Here is a 25,955-nt window from a genome sequence, read left to right as displayed (position 1 = left end):
GATTGGGCTTTGTGTGCCCTCTCCGGCTTCCTGTGTTGCTCCCTCAGACGTTGAAGTCTCTGGGGTTACTGCTGGTGCATCTGGTGATGTTGGTACGGCATAAACGTTTGTAGAGGCTGTGAGTGCTAGCACCATAAGGAGCTTAAGCACTGGCATGAAAAGCCTCACGGTTGATGCAGTAGTAATTGAATACTGCAAGCTGAGAGCCATCAGTGACGTTCAAAACATGGTGGAATTCTTCTATAGCAATGTCTGTATCGACAACCTCAGAATATTTTTCATCTGTGGTTATGGCTTTATGCTCAATGTAATTGTTCAAAAAAGCTTGGAATATTAAGTTGATCACTAAAGCTTCGATTGAAAACAGAAACACAAAAATTGCGCTTTCGCTCAAAGAGCTTGGAATCATCAAGTTATTTGCTAAAAGAGGAATGCAGGAAAGCAAAGCTGAGACTGATAGCATTTTCAATGCTAAAGAAGATATTTTGTGCGAAAGTCTAATTGCTGGGGAGTGCTTGAGGAAGTCGTATATCTTTTCTTCATTAACGATAAAAGATTGTAGGTTTTGTTTTTTTATTTCTTCAATTTGAAACGGGCTTAGTATTTTCATTATTATAATATTTGTCTACATAATATAACAATAGCACGAATAAATAAAACATCAATAGATTAGATATAAATTTTATATCTTTTTACTATCTATTTTTAGCTCTTTATTTTCTTGATCGATTCTGGAAATCTGGTTAGTGATTATTTTGTTGAGTTCAATCTCTGAGCGTAAGGCTATATAAAGCTTCTGTATCAATAAAATCATATAATTAAATGTTTGTTGTATAACATTCATCTTAACATTCTTTAACCATCAAATCAAAAAGATAGAATATATCTATATATTTTATATCTTTACTATTGATTTAATTTTACGGCGTGCTAATTTATTAAAAACAACATTAATAAAGTGAATACATGAAAGATAAAAAAGGAAGAACACAGCAAATCAATTTCAAAATAAAACCAGAGTTAAAAAAGAGTCTTGAGAAAATGCTTATTGAGCAAAACGAAATGGCTACTGATTTTTTTGAGAAAGTGATTAATTCGGAAGTAACAAAACACAAAATAAGTAAAATTGAAAAGTAAGAGCTTTAGAAACAAAGCAAGGCTAACAACAATAAAACTAAGGAGACTAAAATGAAAAACACTATCAACAATATAACACTCGCCATATTACTATTTTTCGGGGCGATTCAGGTTTCAAATGCAGTTGAGCAAACCAATATAGTGAACGCAGTAGATACATGCAAAAACGCAAAGAAAACTGAATGCAGTTTGAAACAATCCAGCGGGGCAAAAACTGTTGAATCAGCAAAAGTTATACAGTCCATGCACGCCATATCTGAGTTGTCAGAAGACTCAAATAGCTTGGAAGCGACTAAAAGAAAGGTTGAAGAAATCAATGCTAATTACAGCGAAGATTTTGATAAGTTAGAGAACAGTGTTTATGAAATGCAAACAGTTGAGTTAGGCCAGTACGTCAATTTACTCAACACTATTAAAGACAGCAGCGATTCACTTAGAGATAAAAATATCAAATACAAGGCTGTCAGTGAGCAATTAACTTCCGCAATGAATTTAATAAAAGACAGCTTCAAACCATCATTTGAAAGAATATTGGAAATAAAAGCGCAGAAAACTCAAGAGGTTTACGCTGTACACATGAATAAGGAAGCTGTAACGAAAAAACAATAATGGAGACTACAATGATAAAAACTAAAAATAATTGCATAATCGCTTCAAGTCCAGATATTAAAGGAGGTCTAGGAAAGACATTCATTCATGCTCAGTGTGCACTTGCAGTGGCTATGTTTAATAAAGGAATGGAAGTAATAATTTTTGACGCTGATCCCCAGCAAAGTATGATCGAGTTAATGGCTGACAGAAAGAAAAACAAGCTTCCTGATCTGCCAAATCTCAAAATCATTAAGAAAAAATCAGACTCCACTTTTGCTCAAGATATTTTGGATGCTTCCCACACGTCAGATTTTATCTTTATTGATACAGCCGGTGCAGACAATATTGATTTAACAAAAGTCCAGTATTTTTCAGATATTGCTTATCACCTATGCGACGTTAGCAATGTTTCAACATACAAATCAAAAGAATTTGAAGTAGGAATTTTAGCAGATATTAAATTAAGGAAGGAAACCGGGATCACAAAATCCTGTGTATACAAGACCTTTTATAACGGAGTCAGCCCCATTCCTAATGTCGCTAAGAAACAGTTAGGCAAGTGCCGAAAACCTGTTGATGATTTAGTAGCAACGGGATTGATTCAACAATGTGACTTCAATATCTGCCGTAGGGAGCCTTTCACGGAATGTATGAACACTGGGGCTTCTATTTTTGAACTCGATACAGAAAATAAAATTATGTCTTACCACAATGCTAAACAGGAAATAAAAGCGCTTTACTTAGATTTCATGAACACAAGACACAACATAATAAAAAATAGAGGGTAATCATGTCAAAAAAAGTTATTGGTAATCTCGATGATATGTTCAAAGAAATGCACTTCAATAGGACTCAACAAATTTCAATTGTTGAAGAAGAAAAAGTCATTACCCCACCAACACCAGAAAAACCTAATCGCGCATATAAAGAGCTTAAACTAAGGCCAAATTCTAAGCATGAAGAAGTGGCCTTGTTTGAACAATGTTTAGAGCTTGGGGCAGACATAGAATTGAATGCACAGCTCTATAGGAAGGCTTTAGCTTTTTTCTTAACGGAAGAAGTTAAACGCCTTGAAATAATCAAAGAAAATGCAAAAATAGTTGAAGAATATAAAAAATTGAAAGGGGAGCAATGAGCTTTTACAACAATGTAAGAATCATTAACGACGAACAGGAAGAAATTTTAGACAAGATTGAATACATGGTTTACACAAGCATAAATTTAAACCCTACTCTAAATTTTCAAAAGGTTCTTTTCGGCGCACATGATTTTGAAATTTTCACTTCTGCAATCACTGATAACCAAAATTTCTTAAACGACTATGCTATGTCGGGCTACATTGACGATGAAATTTACTGCATGCTTACAACTTCAGATTATGCAAGCTTTGCTACAGATCACAAAATAATCGTCAACCATGAATACTTCAAAAATAATATTGGTGATTTTGTATACCTGCACAAAATTAATGAAGACTGTAGAACACCGTTTTTTAGAAACCTCAGAGACTCACTGGTTGATCGAATTTACATAAACAATATCCTAGAGCTATTTTATCCGCTGTATTTAAACCAAACAAAAGCACCAGATCATGACTTAAAGCTCTTTTACAATCTTCAATACAATCGTAGGTCTGAGATTTACGACAAGGCTGTCTACCTATCAAATATTTACTACAACATAAGCCCTGACACTTTTGATACTTTAGTGAATAGTGATTTAGAAATGTGCATTTTGATTGACGAAACCAAAGGAGAATTGATTTATGATAGATTCAATAAGAAGCATGTTCAAAAAATAGCACTGGATATTGTACAAAAGGCGCAAGACCATTATGAAAATGATTTGTTCAGAGTTTTTCCTACAGATCTCAGTATACAAATCCACAACCACAATAAATAAAACACTCCAATTGGAGTGTTAACTTTAGCCTGCCTTCAACCTCAATCAATGAAATAATAATAAACCCCAGAGGCTTTATCCAAGTGAATTTCTTTATCAATTATTTTGCTTTTTGATTGTGACACTGTGTTTTCTTTAATTACAACTGTGTTTATGTCAAAGCCGGGGAAATAAAGTATTGTGAGTTCTCCGACATTCATTCTGATCTGGTTCTTCTTTTTTTCTTTTATGAGAATCGTGTTTTCATTGTTGAACTTGAAAATCTGGGCTAGCTTTTTCTCTCCATTCTTTGTTTCCCTAACCTCTTTCCTAACATAAAAAATCTTCTTTCTGTTATGCATCTCAACCGATTCAATCTCAGTTGAATAGCAAATTTTAGGACTGATAAGCGTTTTGCGCTTAACTGACTTCTTCTCTGCGTGAAACAAACCGGCTTCAAATACAGCAGTTTTATCTAGAGATTCAATGATAGTGTTCATTGCTGTACATGTGTCTCTAGTCTCAATAACCAAAACACCATTTTTCGTTTTAATAACTTTTTGAGCTTGCTCAAAGAGTGCAGCCAGTTCGTCTATTGATTCCTTTTTGTAGCTAACACCTTGTAATTCCATAAACCCTCTATTGATATTGTTATTAACAATTTATCATATATATTTAACAAGTAAATAGTGCGGAGCCTTATATTTATTTTTGATTTACTCTTGATCTATTAATATCAAATGATAAGATGATTATATAGATAATAAAAAGGTTTAATATGATTTACGAAAGAACGCCTGCTTTAAAACTTATAACAGAAGAACAATTCAAAGAATATAAGAGCATTGAAGAAAAGGTGATAAGCCAAGTTCTAAGAAAAACCAAGCTGGATATTGGTATTTATTCATACCTAATTGGCTTTAAGACTGTAAAGAAAGATGATCATATAATCGCTGAGAGAAAAGCCAATATGAGCCACACTGAAATAATGGAAAATATCTTGGGTGGCGACTATGAATCAAAATATTATATTGTCGATAATCGTTTGGCGTCTGAAAGCTTCAAACTCTCTGATTACAAAAAAACAATATCGAATCAGGAGATTGACTTTTTTGAAATTCTCGCTTTAAACCTTATTGATTTCTGCTATGCGGCAAAAATTCAGATTGCGATTAACAGTTATGGTACTGATGAATACTTTGAAGCTTACAAAAAACTTCCAAACAGAGATGAAATTGTAAAGTTCTTGAATCATGCGGCTATCAAAGAATTTGACATTGAACCTGAGATTATTGAGGGTATAGACGCTATAGAGCTGCTCGATGACGACACGGTAAACAGAACCTTCTTTGACCATAAAGTGACTTGGTTTTACAACAAATACAATGACAAAACTTTGGTTAAACAGATTACAGCTATTGTGAAGAAGGCTAAGGCCAGTCAAAAAATAGCTGGTGATTTATGATTGCGACATTAAAGAAAATCTGGTGGAAAACAGTAGACATACTGAATATTCCATTAACGATAGTTTATTATATTCTCTACGCTGGTTTGAGAGTAAGTGGATACCCTTTGATTCCAGCCATAAAGTTTTTATTTGGTAATTTCAAATGGATAAAAAATTGCTTTTACAACAAGGATGAAACTGAAAAATACGCTAAAGCTAAATATATTTTCAGAATGGCAACAGGCATTATATCATTTGTAGTTTTTTCAATGACGTTGATTCCAGCTTGGGTTTCGTATGGTTTATTTTCAACCTCGACATATATTTTCATAGGAACTTATGCGCTGATAAATGTAGCTCTTTATCAGGATTATAACTCTTACAAGAATACAATAAAGCCGACAAAAGGTATTGAAAAACTAAAAGGGTTACGCAATAATTAATGCAACTAAAAGGAGTAATTGAATATGTACATTTTAAAGAAAAGTATCAGATTGGTTTATGAAGTTTCAATGTATGCTGGTTTTTTAATTTTCATACATTATCTTGCACAATTCGCACGCATAGTTTTTTGATAAACCCTGCTGACTGCGGAGTATTGTAAATGAGAAAGGAAATATTATAATAAAAATAACTAACAACATTAAATTAAATGAATGAGAAATTCCACAAACAAATCCAGAATCGTGTTTCTACTGAGCTTTACAACAAGATAAAGCAAAACGAATCAGTCCAGAACTTCACTGCATTAGACGTGCAGGAAATAAAAAACTCATGCTTCTTTGAATACGAACTCCTAGAAGAATCAGGCGAGTTCATTTCAATCCCCTCCCTACACACCTCTCTTGCTGAACTGGATCTTGAGGTCGTGCGCGATTTAATCATCAGACTTGAATCAATCCTAAAACCAGAGAAGCCAGAAGCATTTTCAAAAGCATCTGGGCAAAGTTTTACAAACTTTGTGAGGGGGTATTTTAGGTATTTAACAGAATTGTTCGTTGAGCGTTACATAGAAAAAGCCATTGCTTACACAAAAAACCCAGATGATGATTTTAGAAAAAACCCAAAAGAGCCTGCCTCGTGGCGAACCTCTGTTAACACGAACAATGGTAAAGAAGAATTTGATCTGCTGTTAATACAGAACAGCGAAGTTATCTATGATGGAAAATCGACAAGACTGAACAAACTCATTGAAGGGCTGCTTGTACAATCAACCCACGCAAAAAAGAAAGCCACAAAGAAAGAAATGATTGATCTGGATAGTTGGATTATTTCTCTCACAAATCAAAAATATGAGGACATCATAGAGAAAAGGAGGAAACACTAATGTCAGATTCATTAAAAATAATCCGATCCAGCATTAGCCGAAAGGACATGGATATAAAAGCTTTACTGGTTGAAATAGCGAATAACTGCAAGGAACAGAGAATATCAATATTGAGCGTTCTGGACAGTGAATATTCTCTTAAATGCATTGAGTTAAGAGAGAATAAGGATTCCAAAACTCACTTCCTACACAGCTTATTCATGGCTAACAGCTTGCAGAAAACGGGCTTTGAAAACACAGATAATGAAATCATGTCCGAGTATCTTAATCAGCTCGTAGTAAAAGAATATCCTGATGACACAGTGCTACAAAATCTTCACAAGCTGAGGCCGCTGTTTGAGCTTGAAGCATTTGAGGAAAAGTGTGTGAAAGAAATGATTCCACTGAACAACATGAGCTATTACAAATTGGCGTATATAAGAACGGAAGGCTACAACGCAAACAATACACCCAAGCAAAAATGACCCCGTAATGGGGTTTTAATTTATCCGCAATCTTGCTTTATATTATTTTTACAATACAATAATAATAATAACAATAAAAACAACATGAAAAGAATTATTGCATTTATATTTTTGGCTCTATTGTCCCTAACTGCCTATTCAGACGATAAGACTACATCACCCATTTTAGCCAGCGGCTGCGGAATCAATAACAACCTTATTGAACCGTTTTCAGGTTGTTTAAGTAAAAAAGATTTAAACCTAACCAACATATGTAGACTGTTTCCAACTGCTTGTGAACAGTATTTGCCTTTAAAAGAATTTACGATTGAGAATATTATTCAGCACTCAGACAATCTTGCGAGTGAAGATAAGATAGTAGAGCTTAAAGAAAACGAACATTCCTATTCATCTGTCAGTAGAGCTTTTTTCGATTTTGGCCGTGGCACGCTGTTAATCATGGTTTGTTTCTTAATAAACTTCATCGGTAAGCATACAATTGTTACTCAAGATCAATTTGATATGACTGTAGATAATGCAGTGCGAGATTTAATCATTGTTGGATTTTGCATAATCATTCTTTACCCGGCTTTCAGTGGTTACACCTTCCTACAGTTGTTTTTTCTTTTCATTGCTGTTAAAGGCTTGTCGCTAGGCACAATCATTTATTCTACTTATCTTTCTTTCATACAAACCGCTGACTCAGTAACAAATTTGACTGACATAGACGAATATGTAAAGTCAGAACAATCCTTGAAACGAAACGAAAACTACTATCTGGCTTATGTTGATTTATCCAAACTCGTCAAAATGAACGTTGCCCTCATCAATGATGAAAATAAAATAAAAGTCGCTCACAAGGATGCAACAACGCAACTCATTGTAAACACAACACAGGTAACTATGCTGAATAGAAACTTTTCCGTGGGTAGTTCTTTCAAACTCATCAGTGACGTAGACACAGTAAACACGATTGGCAAAATGGAAACCAATTTCGTCAATTTGAACAATCTAGATCCAAAGATAAAAAAATACGCTATGGATATTACGTACACAAATATCCTTGAAAAAGCCATTTCAGAATTATCAGTTGAAGATACTAAAAGCGTTAAAGATGGTTGGAACGAAGTTGAAAGACGTTTGCTTGGTGAGCTGGGGCAAGTAGACACAGACCAGAAAAAACAAATCGTTAAAGTATTTCTCAACCATTATTTTCAAACGATGAGTGCGGATTTAATTTCAATTAATAAAATTGACGATAAAGTTTATAGAAAATCCTTTGATCTTATCAACAAAAAAGCCAGATCAATTGCTATTGATTCTATCTCTGCTGACTGCATAAGAAACCCCAACGTTGGCTTTACAAATATTCTTCTAGAGCGAAAGAAACAGATCCAGCTCTGTGGTGCGTGGGACGACACAGGGAGCGTTTACAGCACGTTGATACTGAAAGACGGTGTGACGTATGACGCACTGCTAACCAACGGTAACGCGACCATTAGCGCAACCCTAGAGCTTATCGTGAAGGCAAAGCTCCAGATCGAGAAGGCTAGGTATGAAGCGGGCATACCCTACGTGAGCTTTGACGCTTGGGCCGACTACAGAGCCAAGGGCATTGCCTACTTCCCAGAGGCTGTTAAATACAGCTCACGCAACGCTGTGATTCAAGACATAGCGAACCTCAGACACAGCCTCAAAATCACTCCTGATATTGATGAAAACTTCAACGGCACCGGCAACAGTGAGTTTGAAGAAATTCAAGCGAAGCTTGGGGATACAACGGATCTAAAAAACACGATTGACGCTATGTTTGCTAAAAGCATGCCTTTATTAAAATACTCGGATTACATGGAGCCTGATGACATTGAAACCCAGCTCAATAACAAGGTTCAAAATGCAACCGATGATGGTGCTTTATTCGATTTGAGATCACCTGACACAATGCTAAGAAATAGCCTTGGCATAAAGGATACTGCAAAGCTCACGTCTGAGGGAATGTATTCTTGTTTTGACATAGACAAAAGTCTCTGCCCTGCCCCCCAGAATGATTTTATGTTTGGTGTTAGTAATTTCTCACAATCAGTTTTCAACCAGTATGCACAGCTATTCTCTATTGCTTTAGTTTCTTCGATGGTGGCAGATGGATACAGCGTTGCAAAGGATTATGAATTTAGTAAGGACATGAAAAAGAAGAAATATGAAGACTCAAAAGCGGCTGAAAACGGCGGCAATGTGAGTTTTGAGAAAGATAAGGAGAAAGGGTTATCTGACAAAAAGGCTAAAACTGCCAAGAAGAAAAGAACCAGCGGGGCGAAAGAAAAGAGCTGGGGTTTATTTTCTGATTTGCTCATGAAAATATCCTCTACTGTTCTTTTCCTCTCTGCGACTACAAAGGTAGTGACTGATTATCTGCCTTTTGCATTCCATACGACAATACAAATTAGCTTTCAAATCATGCTCTCCTTCTATGTGCTAGCTGGGCCTGTCATCGTCTGGGCACTTCTAGCTAAAGGCCACATGCAGACAATAATAAAGTTTTTAACTTATTCAACAATACTTTTATTATTCACACAACCAGTAGCAACGTTCACATTCTTATTGGCTGACTCATTATTGAACCTTACAGTGACAATATTTTATTTATTCTTAATGAACGTTGATATTATGATAACGGCTATAACTGGTTCTGGGTCTTGGATTGGTACAGTTGTTGTGTATCTCTTAATATTTGTTGCATTTTTGACATTCCCACCTGCAATCATTCTTTGGGTTTTTAGAAACTGCTATACGATTTTCTACCAAAAAACTATGAAAATAATGGGCGTGTTAGCAATGGATACACAAGGCGCAATAGACATTGCAAGAAGATTTAAAAACGGTACTTACCTTGTGGTTTATAACGTCACAAAAGCTTTCAAGGATGGTGCTTACAGAAAACGTGGTGCCAGAGCGAGCACGCTAACCAAAGAAGATAAGCGCCTATTGAAAAAAGCAGAACGTAAAGAAAAAGCTGAACCCCATGAAAATGAAAATCAGGTTGAAGATTTAAAGGTTAGTGATACACACGAAAATGGACAACCGAAGTCTAAACGTCTAATCAAGAAAGAATTAGATGAGGCCAAAGCAAAACGTGAAGCTGAAAAAGCTTTAGATGAAGAGGTTGCAAAGGAATCAGAGAAATTCCTAAATGAAAAAAGAGGTATTAAGAATGATAAACCAGATGAAGATATTTAACCGCCTTGTGCGGTTTTTTATTCCAAACGATTTGCATTATATTAATTTAACACTATAATAAAATATATAACAACAACAATCATATGACTAATAAATTTTATAAATGCCTGATGGTTTTCATAACAGTATTTTTTTTGCAATCTCAATCAGCTTTCGCTGAGGGATACAAAGAAAGAGACTATTTGAAAGATCACATTATATTCAATGACATTGAACAGGTTTTCCAAAATACAACATCAGCTTTTATCTGTTCGGTCTTTGGTCAACATGGTTGTGCTTTCTTTGTAAGCTACAGCGCTTCGGATAATGTTATTAAGCAAATCGAAAACCTAACGGATTCAGAATTAGAGCAATACACACAATCCGTTGGTGGAGCAAAAACTTGGATTGCGAACGCTGTCACGCTTGAAACCGCTGAAATGATAAACGCTGGCGTAGTCATAATTTTGATTTTGTTACTCGTTGTCTATTTAGTTAAATATAACTATAGCCACATGGTTAGAAGGGTTTCGCTATTTTTCTTTACAAGTAATATCTTAGCTGTTTTTGCAATAGTCACGATTGTTAATCTTCCGAACAATAAACCAATCAGCTACATAACTATGAGCTGGCTATGGGTTGGCGGTACGTTTTGGAATATCGCTGAACAAATGAATTTGGAAAGATTTGACAACAAAAGGCTTTACCTTGAATCAATAAAAGTTCCAGACGTAAATAATAAAATACTCGAAACACAAGAATTATTGAGATTCGGTTTGTGTGTAGCCTCAAGGGGCGGTGCTGATATTTCCCTGAATTTTTCTAAGATTGACGATTCTACGCTGAGGGCTACAGCGGATTACAAATATTGCACACTACAAATGAATATTGGTTATGACTCAAATCTACAGAACGATGTATCTCTGTACGGCCTTTCTGTTGGTAACTTTGATGAAATCCAAAAGCAGAAGCTGAAAGCGTCTGTAGACATACTGCTTCAACAGACAGCAGCCGCTGTACAGGCCACAACGACAGCTTATGCAACGGGTAGCAGTTCGCAAACCATAGAAGACATCAACCCTGTGAACCTAGCGCTCCCAGTGAGCCGTAAGGACTCATACGTATACGCAACAGTCGTACCCATGAAGCTGTCTGCAACCTTCATCAAGTCGATTTCTGATGTAACCCCTTCCCCTATGCTGATTGGCCGTCAAGCTGAGCTGTGTGAGTCTGCTGAGCAATCTGGTGGCCGTCCGTTCTACAGACCGGGTGAGGGCGGTAAGCAGGTAAAGGATTGTGTGGCTAAGGCTTGTGACCAGTCCCTTTATAGCTGCGCCTCTGCGCTGTACTTTGAAAAGCAATTGACCTTCTTGCAGCAATACAGAGCTAAAGGATTAGCTCAAGCTGGGATCTTTCTCATAAAAGATGAAATTGAGATTGATACAGCACCAAGAAATTTTGCGGATAAATTCACTGCTCAATTTGTTTACAACAATCTGAATGACAGTACAAAACAAACCAACACTAACTCAGCGATATTTTCATCTAAATTCTCAATCGCGAAACCAGAAGATTTTGACGAAAGCGATTTTATGAATTTCTCTGAAAATAGAAAGAATGAGTTTAATAAGCTTTTTGACGATGAAGATTATTCACCAATGGAGCTTATCAAAAGTGATAACGGTTTCTTGAATCTAGACAAATTCAATGTCTGCTCAAAAATAGAAAATCAGAATACCTATGCAAGTGGTTATTCTTGTGGGTCAGCAACAAGTGAAATGACAGCCGTAGGGCGTTCAATAATTGGGTTTGTTACTCAAGTAAAATTTGCTGTGCTGTCAAACAAAATGGCAAACAAAACTCAATTCATCAGTGCTACTGATTCAATTCAAAAAGCTATTGCAAAGAAAATGGTTGTTCAAGCTGTAGGCGCTGTTGCAATTTCTGAGGCATTAGATACAGATTTAACCCCGAGCATGTATGCAGACTTCGATTCCAAATCTGCTATTTATAGCAATGCCTTAAAAGCGGCTTCAATGGTTTTTGTGTTTAACGAAAAATCCTCAAACAACCTTTTAGCTAAATTGGAGCAAGTAGGTTATCCCGCTGGTTTCTTAGCTTACTCATTCCGTTATTTTTTATATTTAATTATTAGCTACGGATACGTTTTGTTCATCGGTTCATTTTTAACCTTCACATTGCTCTCCCCGCTTTTGGTTTTCTACTACGTGAGATTTGCAAACCAAAATAAGGAAAACGCTTTTGGTAGTGCTTTGGGTTTAATGATTGATTCAAGCTTATCTTTCGTAAGTTACATGCTGGGATTGGTGATTGTTTTAACAATCGTGCCAATAACCGTAAGCACTTACATTTCTGGAGAAAGGATTGCTGCGCTGGGTAATGGTGGAGCTGGTTTTGCTAATAATCTCTCTGGCGTTTTGTATATGGTGTTCTGTGGCTTTATAACTTTATTCTTCTACGTGTATTACGTTTACAAAGGCGTGTATGAGGGCAGTGAGGCCGTATCTAGAATCGAGAATAACATTTCTGGACAATTAGGATATGAAGCTCAGAGTGCGGAGAAACAATTGATTAACGTAGGACGTAACATAAAATAAATCAACAAGGAGAGACAATGAAAAACAAAACGACAGCAATACAAAATCAAGTCAGTAAAAAAACTGCATGCATATATGTCGATACTGTACAAATAGCGAACTTAAAGAGAATCATTGAAAAACGCTGTGGCATAAGTATTACCCACGTTTACAGTGAATTTTTAAGAAGCATTTTATCCTGTAATAACGTTACTGTATTAAAAAAAGATACAGGTAGTGATAGGAATAAAAAACCATACTCTATCTCAATCAACAGTGAAATGACTGATGAAATAGATAGATTGCACGAAAACAAATTTAACTACAGCAAAACCTTCTACCAATACGCAAAAGAATTTATTGAACTTAATAGCTCGATTACTATTTGGGACTCTTTACAATTCCCAGCACTGAAAGAAGTGTATGCAAGAGAAAAAGCTTTGATCAAAATAAAAACAAATTAAGGAGAAGATATGATAGCCACTGAAAAACCATATAACCAAGATTATGAAGCCTTCAAACATGAAATGTCAGAACTCATTGCCAGAATAGACGAAACAATCAAATCTCAAGAGTTGAATCCATTGCTGGTATACACAGGGCTAGGGTTTTTGATACCAGACGGCAAAGCCGAAAACTACATAATGTTTCGTCATCAGGAAATCGACATTTTTCGCAGCAAAGCCCTAAAATCTGGTGTGTTTCACAATGCTGCACTGTGTTTATCTATGAACAACAACAATATTTATAAAACATTCGACGCGACAAAGAGCAACAATGCAATCCACTTGAATTTGTATGAAACTAGTGAATATCAGCTAAAGATTCATTCAGGGTTGTTTGTCACCACAAGAGAAAATCACAAAGAGTGGATATTGTTCACTGATATAAATGACATGAAAAAAGATTATCCAGAGATTTTGAATGCTACTAGGCAAGATCTAATTTCAGAAAGTGATTATGCGATTGGAGTAATAAATACTTCGACAAAGGAGAGATTGTCTTTTTTCTACAAAAAAGGAAATGACCAAAAACACTATGCTTTCACGCCAAAGAAAATAACCACTTAAAAATGGTTTATTTTTGTTGACTAATTTGATTATATGTTTATTTACGATATAATGATTATACTAACAAAATATTTTAAAAATGAAAAAATTAACAAAATCATTACTGGTCGTTGCCATTGCTGCTTTAGCTTCAACTCAAAGTATCGCTGCTACATATGAATTCAGAACACCTTTAAACGCTACAACAACATTTGAAGTTTCAGAGGAAGAACCGAAAAAGCCTGTTGAGCGTGGGCCTATTGATTTTAAAGGATTTTGTGAGGTGTATACTTTTGCTAATCCGCAATATTATCAAAAAAGCTATGTTTATTTCACTCAAGGGACATACTCAAGCGCAGAACTTTATTTCAAGAATACAAAAATGGCAACATTTCAATATAATGTTGATTATTGTGTACGTAGTTTTACAACTAATCAAGATATTGAAAATAAAGAAATCTACGAATTTGCTGACAAATATGCAAAAAGTGATTTAAAATTTCTCGGAAGAGAAATAACGGACGACTCAGTAATGGAGTATGGAAATAAATTTTTAACTGGAGAGCTTGTTCCACTGAAACCACTAAATTGGGAAAACGGAGCGTCTGAAAAGTTACACTTTAGAGATAAAGCCTCTTTGTGCAAATATCAAGCTGATTTATATTCGTCTGATAAAGCTGATACACCATTTTTTTATAATGCGTGCATGAATGTAAAGAAAGTAATTTCAGAACCATTAAACATTAAAGATTTTAAGGGTATGTCTGCTTATGGGCTTTCTATTTCTGCAATAACACAAAAAAGTAACTTGTGGAAATATCCCGCTGCAAATTTTAAACTTTCTGAAACACAACTTAGTTTTAATATTACTGGACTTAGCTGGAATGACGACCAAGCTTTTTTAATAAACGCAATAAATAATGAAGTTCACTCAATAACTGTAGAAAATCAAAATATTAAAGTTTGTACAAAAGTTACAGCAAAAGCAGCGACAGTTGGGGTATGGCCTGCGATATTAGTTACTTGCACAGGTTTTGTTGGAGAAGGGATTATAGCTGTACCTAACAGCACTACAGTATTTAGCATGAATAAGTGAAACTTAGTTTGAAGATGAATCCGCCGCGTGCGGATTTTTTATTACGCTAACTATATTGATTATATGCATAATCCCTATATAATGATTATACTAATAACAATATTTATCATGACCAATATAAAATTAATAACAATACTTTCGATTGTCTTTGCAATTCCATTAGTTGCCAACGCTGCTGAATATCAATTCAGACAAAAGCTTGAAGACACCCATTTTGCTTCTCAATACAACCCAGAGCCTAAGCCCCCTGTGGTGCCTGACAAGCCGTCTGAGCCAGAGGATGACTACGACATTAGCCCATACCAAAATATGATTGTGACAGCTACCGCTGGGGACGAAAGAGAGTATGAAATTGATCCTAGTTTTTCTAGAGCCACAAATCAAAATATCATAGCAAGACAAAGCAATATTCTTTCTGTAACTCTGAGCGAGAATCAATTTAGTGCTTATCTAAATATTCGTGATAAAGAATTGGAAAAGCATGTTAAGGGCGTAGAAATTACTACAAGCGACAATATCAAATACGTTTGTAAATCTGCTGGCTCTGGTGGTATGGACAACACAAGTGTTTGGTGCATGTCATTCACTCCAAATTTCAAGAATAGTAATTACATGACCGGCGCGTTTTCAAAAAATACCTACACCATTAGTTTCACGAAATGATGGATACCAGATATTTAAAAGTGAGAATCAAAGAAAGTCTTTTGGCTAACAAAGCAATAGATTTTGATTCAATTTACCTACAGACTGATTTATCAATTGATTACTACGTTGATTTTCTATACAAATTCATAAACCTGAAAGCTATAGCTCCTTCGCTTTTCAACGTAATATTCTTCTTTGATTTCAAAACTGAACTCATTCATTTTACAAAATTTAAATTTGAGCAACGTAATATTTGGATCAATGTTGAGTATAAGAACCTTGTGACGAAACGAAAACATAAAATTAAATTTAGATTCTATCTCAAGGATTATAAGTTTTTTGCTTATGACTACAAGGCAATAATAATTGGCGAAAACAATGAAACGTTTATCCTAGAGAACAATGACGCTGATTTTTGCGAGTATGGAAACCTCATTAGATATACAGCAGATACCACAACCTGTGAGCTATCAGTTAAGAAAACGGATCAAAGACAATTGGTCAAAATCTTAGACGACAGTGGTAGGCCGGGATATTTTTACTGAGGTGAAATAAAGGCACCTATTAGGTGCCTTATCACTGCGGATATTACGATTACATTTTTGGTTTATGCTTAGGTTTACTTGCATTAGCTTTTGCTTCTTCAAGTGCTTCGTCCCTTAAAAATTCAATCTTATTTTGCTTTCTAATTTCGAGCTGTTCAATATTTTCTAATAATCTGGACAAACCTTCTAAACTGTCACTACAAAATTCACCTTCACCATTTTGGTCTTCTGTAATTTCCCATGATATTATCTGATTTTTATCTTCTCCATTAATATACAGTTCAAAACCTAAATACTCTGTTCCTTCTGGATCTGTATATCTTAATGCAATATATTCACCCGTATTGAGAAAGGTAAGGCGGTCCTCAGTTCTCGGATCAGTCAACAATTCCACGAGTCGTGCGGACTCAGGGTGTTGTTCAATCATCGTTTGCATCGTTTCTATGTCTAGCGCAGCATCTATATCTTCACCAGAAAAAAATCCGCTCTATCAAATTTTAGATTTAACATATCAGCGTTTTCCTCCAGCAAGACTTCTTTGTTGATAAGCAAAAAACTCCTATAATCGCATTCGCTAATATCTAAATCTTTGTCTATTCTATGTTCATCACATTCCTTTTTAACCAATTCAATCATGAAATTTTCAAAATCGCTTTTTTGCATATACACCCCAAATTATTGTTGTAGTTTAATTATAACTCGTTATACTTTTTTACAATACAACCTATCAAATATTTTTATAAATTCCCTTTGCGAAGTCTTATAAATATTATTGTATTCCTATTTACTTTTCTTTTGTTCTTGATAAATATATAAGAACTAACAACTTATTTTTATATGAACAACAAGAGGAATAACTCCAAGAACGATTTTGATTTTTAAGGAAACACCAACCCAGACAATACAATCTCTCTGCAAATAGTTAATTAGCAATGGCTACCAGTCTGAGCGCTTTTATGACCCATGCGTGGGCTGTGGGCAGATACTTAAGACCTTAAGAGCTAACGGCTTTAAAAGCCTCTCTGGTAGTGATTTAAGGGCGAACAGGTCATGAATCAGCACCTACAGGGCGTACTGGTGCTGGCAAGCCGTCCTACGTTCTACAAGGCTGATGAAAGCCTCCCGGTGGACGCTGGGTATGAAACCCGATCTGGCGGTACAAAGGATTTCGCTTGGTACGTATTCAACAACAGCCCCCGAGTGCAGTTCATCAAGTCAATCTGAATGTGTCCCCAATGTCCCCATTAGGGGATTTTGTCACCCTACCTTTTATCACCGGGCACAAAAAAACCCCGCTTCTTAGGGCGGGGTCTGGGGAGCCTTTAGGGCTTACTTGATCAGTTCAGCGGTGTAGCCTTCCAGCGATTTAGCATTCTTTTCTTCGATTGCCTTGATAATGTTGTTTCGGGTGGCCGGTACGTGATTACCATCATTCAGCTCAATGGTTGCTGGCTCAAGGGTTTCTTTGTTTTCTTCGTTCAGGACGACCTTGAAACCGAGGAAACCGAACTCGGCTTCGTCTTGCTTGAGGTTCGCACCGCCACGGCCTAGGCGCTTGGTGAAGGTGATGCTCTCGCCGCCTTTCTTAACAGTGTACTGAGCCGCTTCACGGGTGCCCTTTTCTTCTGTTGGCTTGCTACCGGCTTTAGCTGGCTTGCCGCCCTTGGTGGCATTGATAGCCAAGTGAGTGGATTTCAATACGTCCAGCGCCAGTTCATAAGCCAATGCTTCAATTTCAGGCTTATAGGCAATCAGGATTTGATCAAATGGAGTGGCCTTACGAATTGTGCTCAGAGATTTCAGATTCTCTGACTGAGCGTCTTTGAGTTTCTTCCTTTCAGCGAACAGCTTTTCCATCAGTTCTTCTTCGTTCTTCGCTGCTGCTTCTGCGATCTGCTTGTTGATTTCAGCAAGCGAGCTGATAACAGTTCCTTTCAGAAGACGATTAAGAACACGTTCGCCAGTGTTTGTGGCTGCTGGGTGGTACAAACCAACCGATGTAATGGCTTCTTCATAGTCTTTCTTGAAGTTTACCTTAGCCTCGCCTTCTGGGGCTTTAGATTGTGCTTCTGGTGCAGTTTGTTGATTAGCCATGCTGTATTTCTCCAAGAGTTTTCTTTCTGATTTCAAAGCTTTTCTGCTTTGTTGAAATGAATAATAGATGCCTTTTTTCTATTCATCAACCTATTTTTTATTTATTATATTTAATAATTTTTCCACAACTTTAAAAAACGCCATTTATTAGCTTTTAAAATCACAAATAGATTTCTTGAAAATTATCTCTATGGATGCTAAAAAGCCAGCATAGCCATTCTGGTAAAAGGACGACATGACATGAGCAAAACGAACTTCACAGCAGAAGCCCAGCAGTTCAAAGAAGAAATGAAAAAGCTCATTGAACAATATGAAGACGGTGATGAACCTGATGAACGTTATGCACAGTTTACTAATGAGTTTTCAAAAATAATCATAGCTGATACCGCACTGAATATGGATTTAGAAAGGTTTAATGACGTTAGGTCAGCGCTCAGAATAATCGCTGAAATAGAAGATTACCATGGTGACACTTTTGAAGGTAATGTGGATAGTAACCTTGATAGCGCTATTCGACATGTCATGAAGCCCTCACAGTCACTACGATTTTTAATCGAAAATGGCGAATCCGAAAACAATACAATCATGGTCAACGGCGTTGACATGACCATTACAGAAGCAATCAGAATTTTTGATCACATAGACGCTATTGGGGCGACCCTTTCACACAGTCTTTTCTATGACCAAGCTTTGAGTGCAGAAGATATTGCCTCTGACAATCTCGGGTACAACCCAATCCAAAAGCCAAAAGAATACTGAGAGTTTTGTTATGGCAAAGGGAACTGCTACAAAAGAAGCAAAACCAAAGCCGGTTAAAAAACCGAAGGAAGAATCCGTAAGGGATAACTTTAAACAGCCTGTCAAAAACCAGCTCCAGCGAATGTGTGGTGGTATTTGCTCCAATCCTGATTGCCTTGTAACCACGTTCGGGCCTACCCAAGAGGACAGACAAGGTTACTCAAGCATAGGGGTGGCCGCTCATATCACCGCTGCTGCTCCGGGGCCGGGTGCTAGGCGCTATGATCCAGACATGCCTGAGTCGGTAAGGGTATCGGAGTACAACGGGATCTGGCTGTGCCAGTCATGCTCCAAGCTCATCGATACTGATGAAGTGCGCTTCACTGTTGAGCTACTGCATGTATGGAAGCGAGACGCTATCAGGCGTGCCCTCGATCTGATTGGTAAGGCGTCTGTGGCACCGGGTGAGCTACAGAACAAGCTGATAGAGGCCGTCGCCACTGCTTCGCAACTCGCCTATACAGGAATGGGGGACTACTCAAGAGCTCCACTTGCTGGCTTCGTGGCTGGTTATGAGAATTACCTAGCCCAGCTCGATCCCAGATTTGAGGTCAACACTACGGCGACAGGTAAGCACGTAACCCATGAAATCAAGGTTAAACAGGGGCATGACGCCAAAATCAATATTGTTTTCAAAAATGATAACGTCGCAAAAATTGCTAACGCTGGTTGGAAAAGGTTTCTAGAAACTGGCGAAAGCATTGAAATAAACTCAAATGAGTTTGAGTTTGTAGGTTCGGCTCTTTTTGAAATGCTTACAGAAAACATGCAGTCTGGCGTTCTCTTAATAGAACCCCAGAAAAGCGTTGTGCCGTCTACCCTCTATTTTAAATCTCTGAAACACGATCTGGAATTTGAATTAGCTTCGTTCGATGCTTACCTCCACGTAGCTGGGGAAAACCTCTACATTGCTGGGGAATGTCTCAACGGCTTGTTTAGCTTCAAATACATTTATAACAGCGAAACATTTAAAGTTAAGATTGACTACAATTTCAACCCTATTGAATGGATAGGGTCAAAGCTTTCTAATTTGGAACATTTACCAAAACTCCTAAAAGCTGTGAATTTTCTCAAGCGTGACGTTGAAGCAAGGATGATTATTGAGTTCAATCTTGATGGTAATATGTTGCCCTTTGGTGAAAATACAGATCATGATTTAATGCCCCTATACGAGTTTTTCGCTCATATCGTTCAATTAGTGGATAGAGCAAAAACTATTGCTATGGCAGTAGATAAAAATTTAAAACTGCTTAGTCTCGATATTTCTGAAAACGATGAACGCCTCATTAACATTTACTCCCAGATTCTTCGTGGAAATCTAGGTCACAAAGAAAAAATGGGAAAAGAAATTCTTAGTGCCCATCTGCTTAAAGTCGATGACAAAACAGTTCAGCAAATGAATCATCATGGCTTAGCATCATATTTGAAAATTACTGAGCGTTGTGGTGAGGACTTCAATTTGTTTGGGAATATGGTCACGCCACCAGTTTTTCAGAGCGAGCTAAAAGGCTTTGAAGCTGCGTTCTATACCGATCTGGATTCTGTGGTTGGAGATGAACTAGGCTTGAAAATCTATGCTATTGAGGGTTCGACAATTACTCATAGCATTGCAAAAACAAAATTTATTTTAAATAAATCAAAAGGTGAATGAGATGGTAGGATTAACCAGAGAAATTGCAGCAGCAAGAAGTAACAGAGCAATCATAAAAAGTAATGCTTTGATTGATGACATTGAAAAATTCATAAAAGCCCATGCTAAAGATGATAGCTTTATGAATGATATTTTAGTTAGGTATGAACAACCAGTTCAAGAATTGATAGAACAATTAATCTCTGAAAACAAAGAGAATAAAAACGATTTTGAAGCTTTGATTACTCTGCAAAGCTTTTGGCGACTAGGGTATTTTATAGATAGATATTCAGAAAAAAATCCTATCACAGATCCTTTTCTCTGTTTAGTTAACTGCTCTGACGGTATGGATTACACATTCTCATTTAATAAAAAAGAACTTAAGGAGTTCGAAAAAACGGTGGAAACTGCCTTTTACAAACTTTTTGATAATGAACCTGATGACATACCGTTCTCAGAATACCCACTTGCAATTATGTTGGGAAGGGTTGATGAAGATTTTAATATCATCAAGAAAAAAGCCAAGAGTAAAAGGAAACCAAGGAAGTAAATTCCACTACTGCTCAACAGTTAATTTCAAGAAACAAGGATTTAAGAAAACATGAAGGTAAAAATGCCATCCGTGAAAGTAGAATCTGAGCGATTTAAAGATTTGCTAAATGACTCCATGCAAAATGGATTTAATAAATCGGATTTGCAGATAGAGTATGTCGCTGGCGAAGCGAACGGCTTATATTTCATATCACCAATAGACAAAATTGTTGTTACACGCAAAAACGCAAATACCAACAATGAAAACTACAACGTACTTGCTTTGGTTGGCAGTGATTCTGGGGTGCGGTTGGGTAGAGCTATAGATAAATACATATCAGAAAACCCAAGCGTTAGGCTTCGGCTTTCGCTGTATCTCTATAACCTTACGCCTATAAAATACGAGACTTCATTTCTACCTGAGTTTCTTACAAGGCTGGATAGGTTATATGAGGGTATCAAAAACAACAAAAGATCGAATGGCTTTAACGACCTATTGAGGATTACAAGCAATTCTAAAATCATGTGTAAGCCGGTCTACAAATCTGGAATCCATCAGATTGAAGTCATTGCTAATGATTCAAAAAACGACGTTGAATATCGCTTGTTTTTTAGAATTACAAAAGACGGTGTGAATGTAGTCCCTGCTGAAACAAACAAGATTGGTACGTATATTCTTGATGATCTTCTTGCAAATAATTTTGTGGCGCTTGAAAAATCTGAGCAAATCAAGTTCTTGAACAGAATTAAGCTTGCTGCATTGTATGAGATTTCAAATACGTTCAATACCGATCTCGGACTAAATTCTAACATGTCATTGGCTAATGCTGTGGGTAATGATTATCAGCAGATGGCAAAATATCTAACACACATGGACGAATTATTTGAACAAACACAAGACGAAGAAACCTTTCTGAAAGTTATTGAGTTAAGTGAAGAAGAACAAAACCTGTTGTCCCTTGAGCACGACATTATCTATCCTAAGTTTTTGAACAACTACCAAGCGGACAAAAAACTGAACTGAAATAAGTTCTTTAGGAGAAGGACTGTTTATGGAAAACAAAAGCCCAGAAATTGAATTTAAGGATTTTCAGATTCGGTTGCCAACGCTGAGCGCGGGAGAAAATCTGAAAGAGATTGTATTTGAATCAGAAATTGCTCAGATAGTCATTATTAGGCGTCGTGTCGAAGGTCTAGATTTTCTGGCGGTCAAAGAATCAAACCTCAACACCAGAAACGCTTTAGCTTTGGGAAGAAGGATAAACAGCTTTATCAACACAGATGAAGCGGTGAACAAGCTTCTCAAGTGTGCTCTTTCGGCTGGTGGTGATTAAAACGTCTGGTGGCTCTGTGAGAGCCTTGGGTAGAGCTGGAGCTTGTAATGCCTGCGCTCGCTCGCCAGATCGATCTATGCCGGGGGCTAATGGGCCTATTGGGGATAGTGTCCCCATGTGGGGACAAAGGGGACAGTGTGCCCTCATAGGGCTATAGGGGACATTGGGGACATTGGGGACAGTCATACAGGGGTAACGGTGATATGATGCACACATACACTTCTCCAAGTGTTTTTCAGCCCACGGCCCCAAGCGTGGGTTTTTTTTGCTAAAAAAAGCCCCTGTGTAGGAGCTTAATTTCTTAACGCTTAGGCTTCGCTGTGGATCTTGTCTTAGGTTTGGTTTCATTCTCTTTTGGCGTAGGGCTATCAGCTTCTGGCTTTTTGATTGGGACGATATTTGTTTCATCAATCATTTCCTTAGCTGGTTTAGCGTTAAGGTTCACTACACCATTCTGAATGTCTCTCAAAAGCTTGTAGCCTTCTAAACAGTTGTCTTCCTTCTTAAGAATGTCTTGAAGGTTTTCTTCATACCCTGCCGCTCTATAAACCCCTTTGATTTGTGGAATTAATTCAGGTTGATCTTTGACAATATGCGCAAAGCCTTTTTTCATAGACTCTAAATCGTTTTTAGATTCTGGAGTGAGGAACGCTAAATATTTTGGTTCCCCATTTTCATCGTCTCTGGTTCTGAAAAGGAACATATGGTTTGGATTTTCTTTGATGCTTAGCTCTGCTTTTTCCTTTGCGTCATTTTCTGGCTTTGGTTGAATTATCTCTTGAGCTTGAGTTTCAAGTTTTTCACTTACTGGTGCTTCGTCATCTAAAGCTGGGTGATTGCTTAAGTCTTCGTCATAGCTTGAATCAGGTTTTTCAGTTGTGATTTTTGATTCCTGTCTTAAATGCTCCTTGAATGCAGCAAATTTTCTGGGTAGCTTGATTTCGTCATGAGGAATATTGAGGCTCATAGCTGCCTTGTAGGCCGCTGCAAAATACGCTTGCTGGTCTGCAATGGTTTCAGGTGCTTTGATAGTTCTATTCAAATAGAAAGGGCGCTTACCATCTTTCATGAGACTGAGAAAAGCAATCTTCAATGTCTCCTGATCTAATTCAGTGCTCTTGCTGAATGTGACTTTGTTCGTATATGCATTGAAACGAGAAGCAAACACAGGGTGTTCTATGCCCTCCCCGTCCTTCAACATTTTGTAGAGAGCGCCGCCTATAATAAAATCTTTAGCCAGTTCTTTGCCGCCTAGTTTTTTGGTGAATCTACCGTATTTGAAATTGCCTTCTTTAAGCATTTGCTCATACTGCTCTTGAAACAAAGCTCTTTCGTCTACTGTGTATTCATCGTAAATCTTATGAACAGTATTCTTTTTTGGGGTGTCTTGCGTGTAATCTTCACCATCAAACGGCACGTTTGATATGTAGCCTACCTCTTCTTCCTCTGTTTCAAATTCTTCTGCTTGAGCATTAAACTTGAATCCTTTTATTGCTTTGAATAACTGTGTTAATTTTGGTGCTTTCATCATATCTCCTTTATTGTTGTTATTTAATTATATCATTTTTATTCTGCTTAACAAAATTAGCGCTATTGGCCTTATGCTTCAATTCCTCATAGGCTTTTGACTTTGTTTCAAGGTCTTGGCTATGTCTATTGATTCTAGTTTGTACATACTCTAAAACTATTTTATTGTTTGAAAATCTCTCTTTAAGATATTTTTCATTATCGACAAATACCTGACTGGAGATTTTCTTTAAATCGATGTTCATTTTTGCAACAGTGTCTAACATCATCCAAACGCTTTCATATGTAAGAACCGTTTTATTTTCCGCGTAAATTGGCATAATATTGATAGATGTTACCGGCTTGCCATTGTTGTTCTTAATCTTAAATTCAAGCCTTCCAAGCTCTATTTTGTGCTGCTTCATCGCTTTCTCTAAAATAGCCACGTTTAATTTTGATTTCATTTTTTCATCAATGTGATGATTGCGTACAGTTATGCCTTTTACCAAACCAAATATCATGTAAATTTCTTCTACCTCTGCACGGCTTACCCCCGATACAAGAAGCTCAATAGAACCATTTTTAACAAACAAAGAACCTAAGCCATGAATAGAACTTGTGTTCATTTTATGGAGGGTTGCGCTACCGCTTTTCTCATCGAATACAAAGCTTGGTGTATGAGAGTTTTTGAAAGTATAGACATTTCCAATTTGCGAAAAAGTACCTAAATATTTTTCTGCTTGGGCGTCCCTGAGTGCAGCAAGTTTTGCATCTATCGTTTCACCAAATTTTAATTTCATTTCCCCTTCTGTGAATTGAGCATATGATTCTCTGTGCTTGATACCTTCATTTAAGACACGATTCATATCATTCTGATTGAATTTGTCTAAACCATAACGCTTGAATAAATCAATATCAAACAAGGATAATTTAAGCTCTTTACTTAATCCGATTGGGTGAATCACAAAACCTGTTATACGTGTTTGGTTTGTGCTTTTATCTTTGCTAGTAACGGGCAATACCCTAATGCCGTCTTCTAAGCTTTTTGTTGTAAAATCTTCAAAGCTGGTGCAGGTGTTGAAATTGTTTTGCAGCTTCTCTTTGATCGAATAAAGATCAATCCCCTTTTTCTCCATAAGCTTTTCAGCTTCAAGAATCAACTGTAAACGTCTGTCAGCTTCTGGTGTTAGAATGTTGGAATAGAACTTGTATCCTTTGAACTCGATGTGAAGACTGTTGATCTGGTCTTTAGCTTGGATATATTTCCTTTTTGTATAATCAACAGCCGTTCTTTGACCTGATTTCATCTGTAAAAAAACTTCTATTTCATCGTCCTTTATGTCGTTAATCCATTTGGGATTTAGTGCGAGTATTCTTCTAGATATTTCTAGCTTCTGAGCTTCCGTCAATTCTTCTTTTGCTCTTTTGTGCGGGATAGTCTCTCTAAGATTTTTCGGCCTAATCAATTTCCCTTTGTACCCTTTTTTATTGTGCATGTAGATTAACGAATCCATCATTCGATTGTGCAAATTGTGTTCATTGAAAACCATTCCGCGCTTATCGAATCGAATACACTTGATATGGCAGTCTGAGGTTTTATCTTTATAGACGTGTGTTGCAATAACCAAATCCATACCAGCATTGTCAGTTAAATGCTTAAAATATTCGTTGACTAATCTTTTCATAACCAATCGTTTTTGCGCTGGTGTATCAGCTCCAAGATTTTCTAATTCTTCGTTTGTGAATGAGGCCGTAAAATCCTTCAAGCCTTGAAATTTTAAAGGGTTAGTTTTGTAGTTTGGATTCTTATTTTTCTGAATCACAAGCTTGTTTTGTCTTGATTCCATAACGTCATAAAGGCGTGAAAGAGCCTGCAAACAATCTTCTTTATACTTGTCGTGGTCACAGCCAACATAGAAGCGTGGAATCGGTATTAAAGACTCACAATGTTCAAAACCTGTGACACGTTTGATGATGGTTTCGTCGTCGTAGTTAGTGCCCTTTTCACCCTGAGCTTGATACAGCTCATAAAGCCATTTCCCTAACACTGCTCTTTTTGTAATCTTGTCTCCTTCTTCTTTTATAAACATG

The 25,955-nt window shown here is 36.9% G+C and carries 28 protein-coding genes; 21 read left to right on the top strand and 7 right to left on the bottom strand.

Annotation, left to right across the window (positions count from 1 at the left end; all coding sequences use genetic code 11):
- Positions 1 to 142 precede the first annotated feature (142 nt).
- Positions 143 to 610, bottom strand: coding sequence for a hypothetical protein (locus ACYZUM_RS03530; protein ID WP_473061274.1), 468 nt, complete (start codon positions 608 to 610; stop codon positions 143 to 145).
- Between the two features lie 356 nt (positions 611 to 966).
- On the opposite strand from ACYZUM_RS03530, the gene ACYZUM_RS03525 reads away from it, so the two are divergent.
- The 5 genes from ACYZUM_RS03525 to ACYZUM_RS03505 are packed head-to-tail and all read left to right on the top strand — an operon-like array spanning position 967 to position 3,630.
- A complete protein-coding gene (locus tag ACYZUM_RS03525; RefSeq protein ID WP_473061273.1) occupies positions 967 to 1,137 on the top strand; it encodes a hypothetical protein in 171 nt (56 codons plus the stop codon).
- A gap of 51 nt (positions 1,138 to 1,188) precedes the next feature.
- Positions 1,189 to 1,746, top strand: a complete 558-nt coding sequence (locus ACYZUM_RS03520) for a hypothetical protein (RefSeq protein WP_473061272.1) — start codon at positions 1,189 to 1,191, stop codon at positions 1,744 to 1,746.
- Between the two features lie 11 nt (positions 1,747 to 1,757).
- Positions 1,758 to 2,516: a nucleotide-binding protein gene (locus ACYZUM_RS03515; RefSeq protein WP_473061271.1), complete on the top strand. Its 759-nt coding sequence runs from the start codon at positions 1,758 to 1,760 to the stop codon at positions 2,514 to 2,516.
- A 2-nt stretch (positions 2,517 to 2,518) separates the two neighbouring features.
- Positions 2,519 to 2,863: a hypothetical protein gene (locus ACYZUM_RS03510; RefSeq protein ID WP_473061270.1), complete on the top strand. Its 345-nt coding sequence runs from the start codon at positions 2,519 to 2,521 to the stop codon at positions 2,861 to 2,863.
- Positions 2,860 to 3,630: a hypothetical protein gene (locus tag ACYZUM_RS03505; protein ID WP_473061269.1), complete on the top strand. Its 771-nt coding sequence runs from the start codon at positions 2,860 to 2,862 to the stop codon at positions 3,628 to 3,630. Before ACYZUM_RS03510 ends, ACYZUM_RS03505 begins: the two co-directional genes overlap by 4 nt.
- Before the next feature lie 41 nt (positions 3,631 to 3,671).
- Here the strand turns inward: ACYZUM_RS03505 and ACYZUM_RS03500 are convergent, their stop codons facing one another.
- Positions 3,672 to 4,241 (bottom strand): hypothetical protein, encoded by a 570-nt coding sequence (locus tag ACYZUM_RS03500; protein WP_473061268.1) that lies wholly within the window; start codon positions 4,239 to 4,241, stop codon positions 3,672 to 3,674.
- Between the two features lie 146 nt (positions 4,242 to 4,387).
- Here ACYZUM_RS03500 and ACYZUM_RS03495 point away from each other — a divergent pair, with 146 nt between their 5' ends.
- From ACYZUM_RS03495 to ACYZUM_RS03445, 11 genes are all read left to right on the top strand, one after another.
- Positions 4,388 to 5,074: a hypothetical protein gene (locus ACYZUM_RS03495; RefSeq protein WP_473061267.1), complete on the top strand. Its 687-nt coding sequence runs from the start codon at positions 4,388 to 4,390 to the stop codon at positions 5,072 to 5,074.
- Positions 5,071 to 5,499 (top strand): hypothetical protein, encoded by a 429-nt coding sequence (locus ACYZUM_RS03490; RefSeq protein WP_473061266.1) that lies wholly within the window; start codon positions 5,071 to 5,073, stop codon positions 5,497 to 5,499. The genes ACYZUM_RS03495 and ACYZUM_RS03490 overlap by 4 nt, the downstream gene beginning before the upstream one ends.
- Before the next feature lie 209 nt (positions 5,500 to 5,708).
- On the top strand, positions 5,709 to 6,383 hold the full coding sequence (locus ACYZUM_RS03485; protein WP_473061265.1) for a hypothetical protein: 675 nt from the start codon (positions 5,709 to 5,711) through the stop codon (positions 6,381 to 6,383).
- On the top strand, positions 6,383 to 6,847 hold the full coding sequence (locus ACYZUM_RS03480) for a hypothetical protein (protein WP_473061264.1): 465 nt from the start codon (positions 6,383 to 6,385) through the stop codon (positions 6,845 to 6,847). The genes ACYZUM_RS03485 and ACYZUM_RS03480 overlap by 1 nt, the downstream gene beginning before the upstream one ends.
- An 84-nt stretch (positions 6,848 to 6,931) precedes the next feature.
- Positions 6,932 to 10,060 (top strand): hypothetical protein, encoded by a 3,129-nt coding sequence (locus ACYZUM_RS03475; protein WP_473061263.1) that lies wholly within the window; start codon positions 6,932 to 6,934, stop codon positions 10,058 to 10,060.
- Between the two features lie 83 nt (positions 10,061 to 10,143).
- Positions 10,144 to 12,657, top strand: a complete 2,514-nt coding sequence (locus ACYZUM_RS03470; protein ID WP_473061262.1) for a hypothetical protein — start codon at positions 10,144 to 10,146, stop codon at positions 12,655 to 12,657.
- A gap of 17 nt (positions 12,658 to 12,674) precedes the next feature.
- Entirely contained in the window at positions 12,675 to 13,100 is a 426-nt protein-coding gene (locus ACYZUM_RS03465) for a hypothetical protein (RefSeq protein ID WP_473061261.1), read from the top strand.
- A 9-nt stretch (positions 13,101 to 13,109) separates the two neighbouring features.
- Entirely contained in the window at positions 13,110 to 13,706 is a 597-nt protein-coding gene (locus ACYZUM_RS03460) for a hypothetical protein (RefSeq protein ID WP_473061260.1), read from the top strand.
- Between the two features lie 79 nt (positions 13,707 to 13,785).
- The gene (locus ACYZUM_RS03455) at positions 13,786 to 14,781 is read left to right on the top strand and encodes a hypothetical protein (RefSeq protein ID WP_473061259.1); all 996 of its coding nucleotides are present in this window, start codon (positions 13,786 to 13,788) and stop codon (positions 14,779 to 14,781) included.
- Between the two features lie 108 nt (positions 14,782 to 14,889).
- Positions 14,890 to 15,444 carry a hypothetical protein gene (locus ACYZUM_RS03450; RefSeq protein WP_473061258.1) on the top strand — a complete coding sequence of 185 codons (555 nt, stop codon included), beginning with the start codon at positions 14,890 to 14,892 and terminating at the stop codon, positions 15,442 to 15,444.
- 20 nt (positions 15,445 to 15,464) lie between these two features.
- Positions 15,465 to 15,971, top strand: a complete 507-nt coding sequence (locus ACYZUM_RS03445; RefSeq protein WP_473061257.1) for a hypothetical protein — start codon at positions 15,465 to 15,467, stop codon at positions 15,969 to 15,971.
- 49 nt (positions 15,972 to 16,020) lie between these two features.
- Here ACYZUM_RS03445 and ACYZUM_RS03440 read toward each other — a convergent pair whose 3' ends face one another.
- The 3 genes from ACYZUM_RS03440 to ACYZUM_RS03430 all read right to left on the bottom strand — a co-directional run bounded on the left by ACYZUM_RS03440 (position 16,021) and on the right by ACYZUM_RS03430 (position 18,065).
- Positions 16,021 to 16,398: a hypothetical protein gene (locus ACYZUM_RS03440; protein ID WP_473061256.1), complete on the bottom strand. Its 378-nt coding sequence runs from the start codon at positions 16,396 to 16,398 to the stop codon at positions 16,021 to 16,023.
- 32 nt (positions 16,399 to 16,430) lie between these two features.
- Entirely contained in the window at positions 16,431 to 16,607 is a 177-nt protein-coding gene (locus ACYZUM_RS03435; protein WP_473061255.1) for a hypothetical protein, read from the bottom strand.
- Positions 16,608 to 17,300: 693 nt separating this feature from the next.
- Positions 17,301 to 18,065, bottom strand: coding sequence for a hypothetical protein (locus ACYZUM_RS03430; RefSeq protein WP_473061254.1), 765 nt, complete (start codon positions 18,063 to 18,065; stop codon positions 17,301 to 17,303).
- 240 nt (positions 18,066 to 18,305) lie between these two features.
- Between ACYZUM_RS03430 and ACYZUM_RS03425 the strand changes: the two genes are divergently transcribed.
- The 5 genes from ACYZUM_RS03425 to ACYZUM_RS03405 are packed head-to-tail and all read left to right on the top strand — an operon-like array spanning position 18,306 to position 22,358.
- A complete protein-coding gene (locus tag ACYZUM_RS03425) occupies positions 18,306 to 18,824 on the top strand; it encodes a hypothetical protein (protein WP_473061253.1) in 519 nt (172 codons plus the stop codon).
- 10 nt (positions 18,825 to 18,834) lie between these two features.
- A complete protein-coding gene (locus ACYZUM_RS03420; RefSeq protein ID WP_473061252.1) occupies positions 18,835 to 20,514 on the top strand; it encodes a hypothetical protein in 1,680 nt (559 codons plus the stop codon).
- A gap of 1 nt (position 20,515) precedes the next feature.
- Complete coding sequence (locus ACYZUM_RS03415) at positions 20,516 to 21,043, top strand: hypothetical protein (protein WP_473061251.1); 528 nt, start codon at positions 20,516 to 20,518, stop codon at positions 21,041 to 21,043.
- Between the two features lie 51 nt (positions 21,044 to 21,094).
- Entirely contained in the window at positions 21,095 to 22,048 is a 954-nt protein-coding gene (locus tag ACYZUM_RS03410) for a hypothetical protein (protein WP_473061250.1), read from the top strand.
- 28 nt (positions 22,049 to 22,076) lie between these two features.
- Positions 22,077 to 22,358 (top strand): hypothetical protein, encoded by a 282-nt coding sequence (locus tag ACYZUM_RS03405; RefSeq protein ID WP_473061249.1) that lies wholly within the window; start codon positions 22,077 to 22,079, stop codon positions 22,356 to 22,358.
- 301 nt (positions 22,359 to 22,659) lie between these two features.
- Here ACYZUM_RS03405 and ACYZUM_RS03400 read toward each other — a convergent pair whose 3' ends face one another.
- Positions 22,660 to 23,886, bottom strand: coding sequence for a hypothetical protein (locus ACYZUM_RS03400; protein ID WP_473061248.1), 1,227 nt, complete (start codon positions 23,884 to 23,886; stop codon positions 22,660 to 22,662).
- 19 nt (positions 23,887 to 23,905) lie between these two features.
- On the bottom strand, positions 23,906 to 25,954 hold the full coding sequence (locus ACYZUM_RS03395) for a hypothetical protein (RefSeq protein WP_473061247.1): 2,049 nt from the start codon (positions 25,952 to 25,954) through the stop codon (positions 23,906 to 23,908).
- Between the last annotated feature and the right edge of the window lies 1 nt (position 25,955).

Source organism: Pseudomonas sp. m6p, assembly GCF_055760375.1.
The sequence above is the reverse complement of the archived record's forward strand: the minus strand, read 5'-3'. Positions and strand labels throughout refer to the sequence as shown.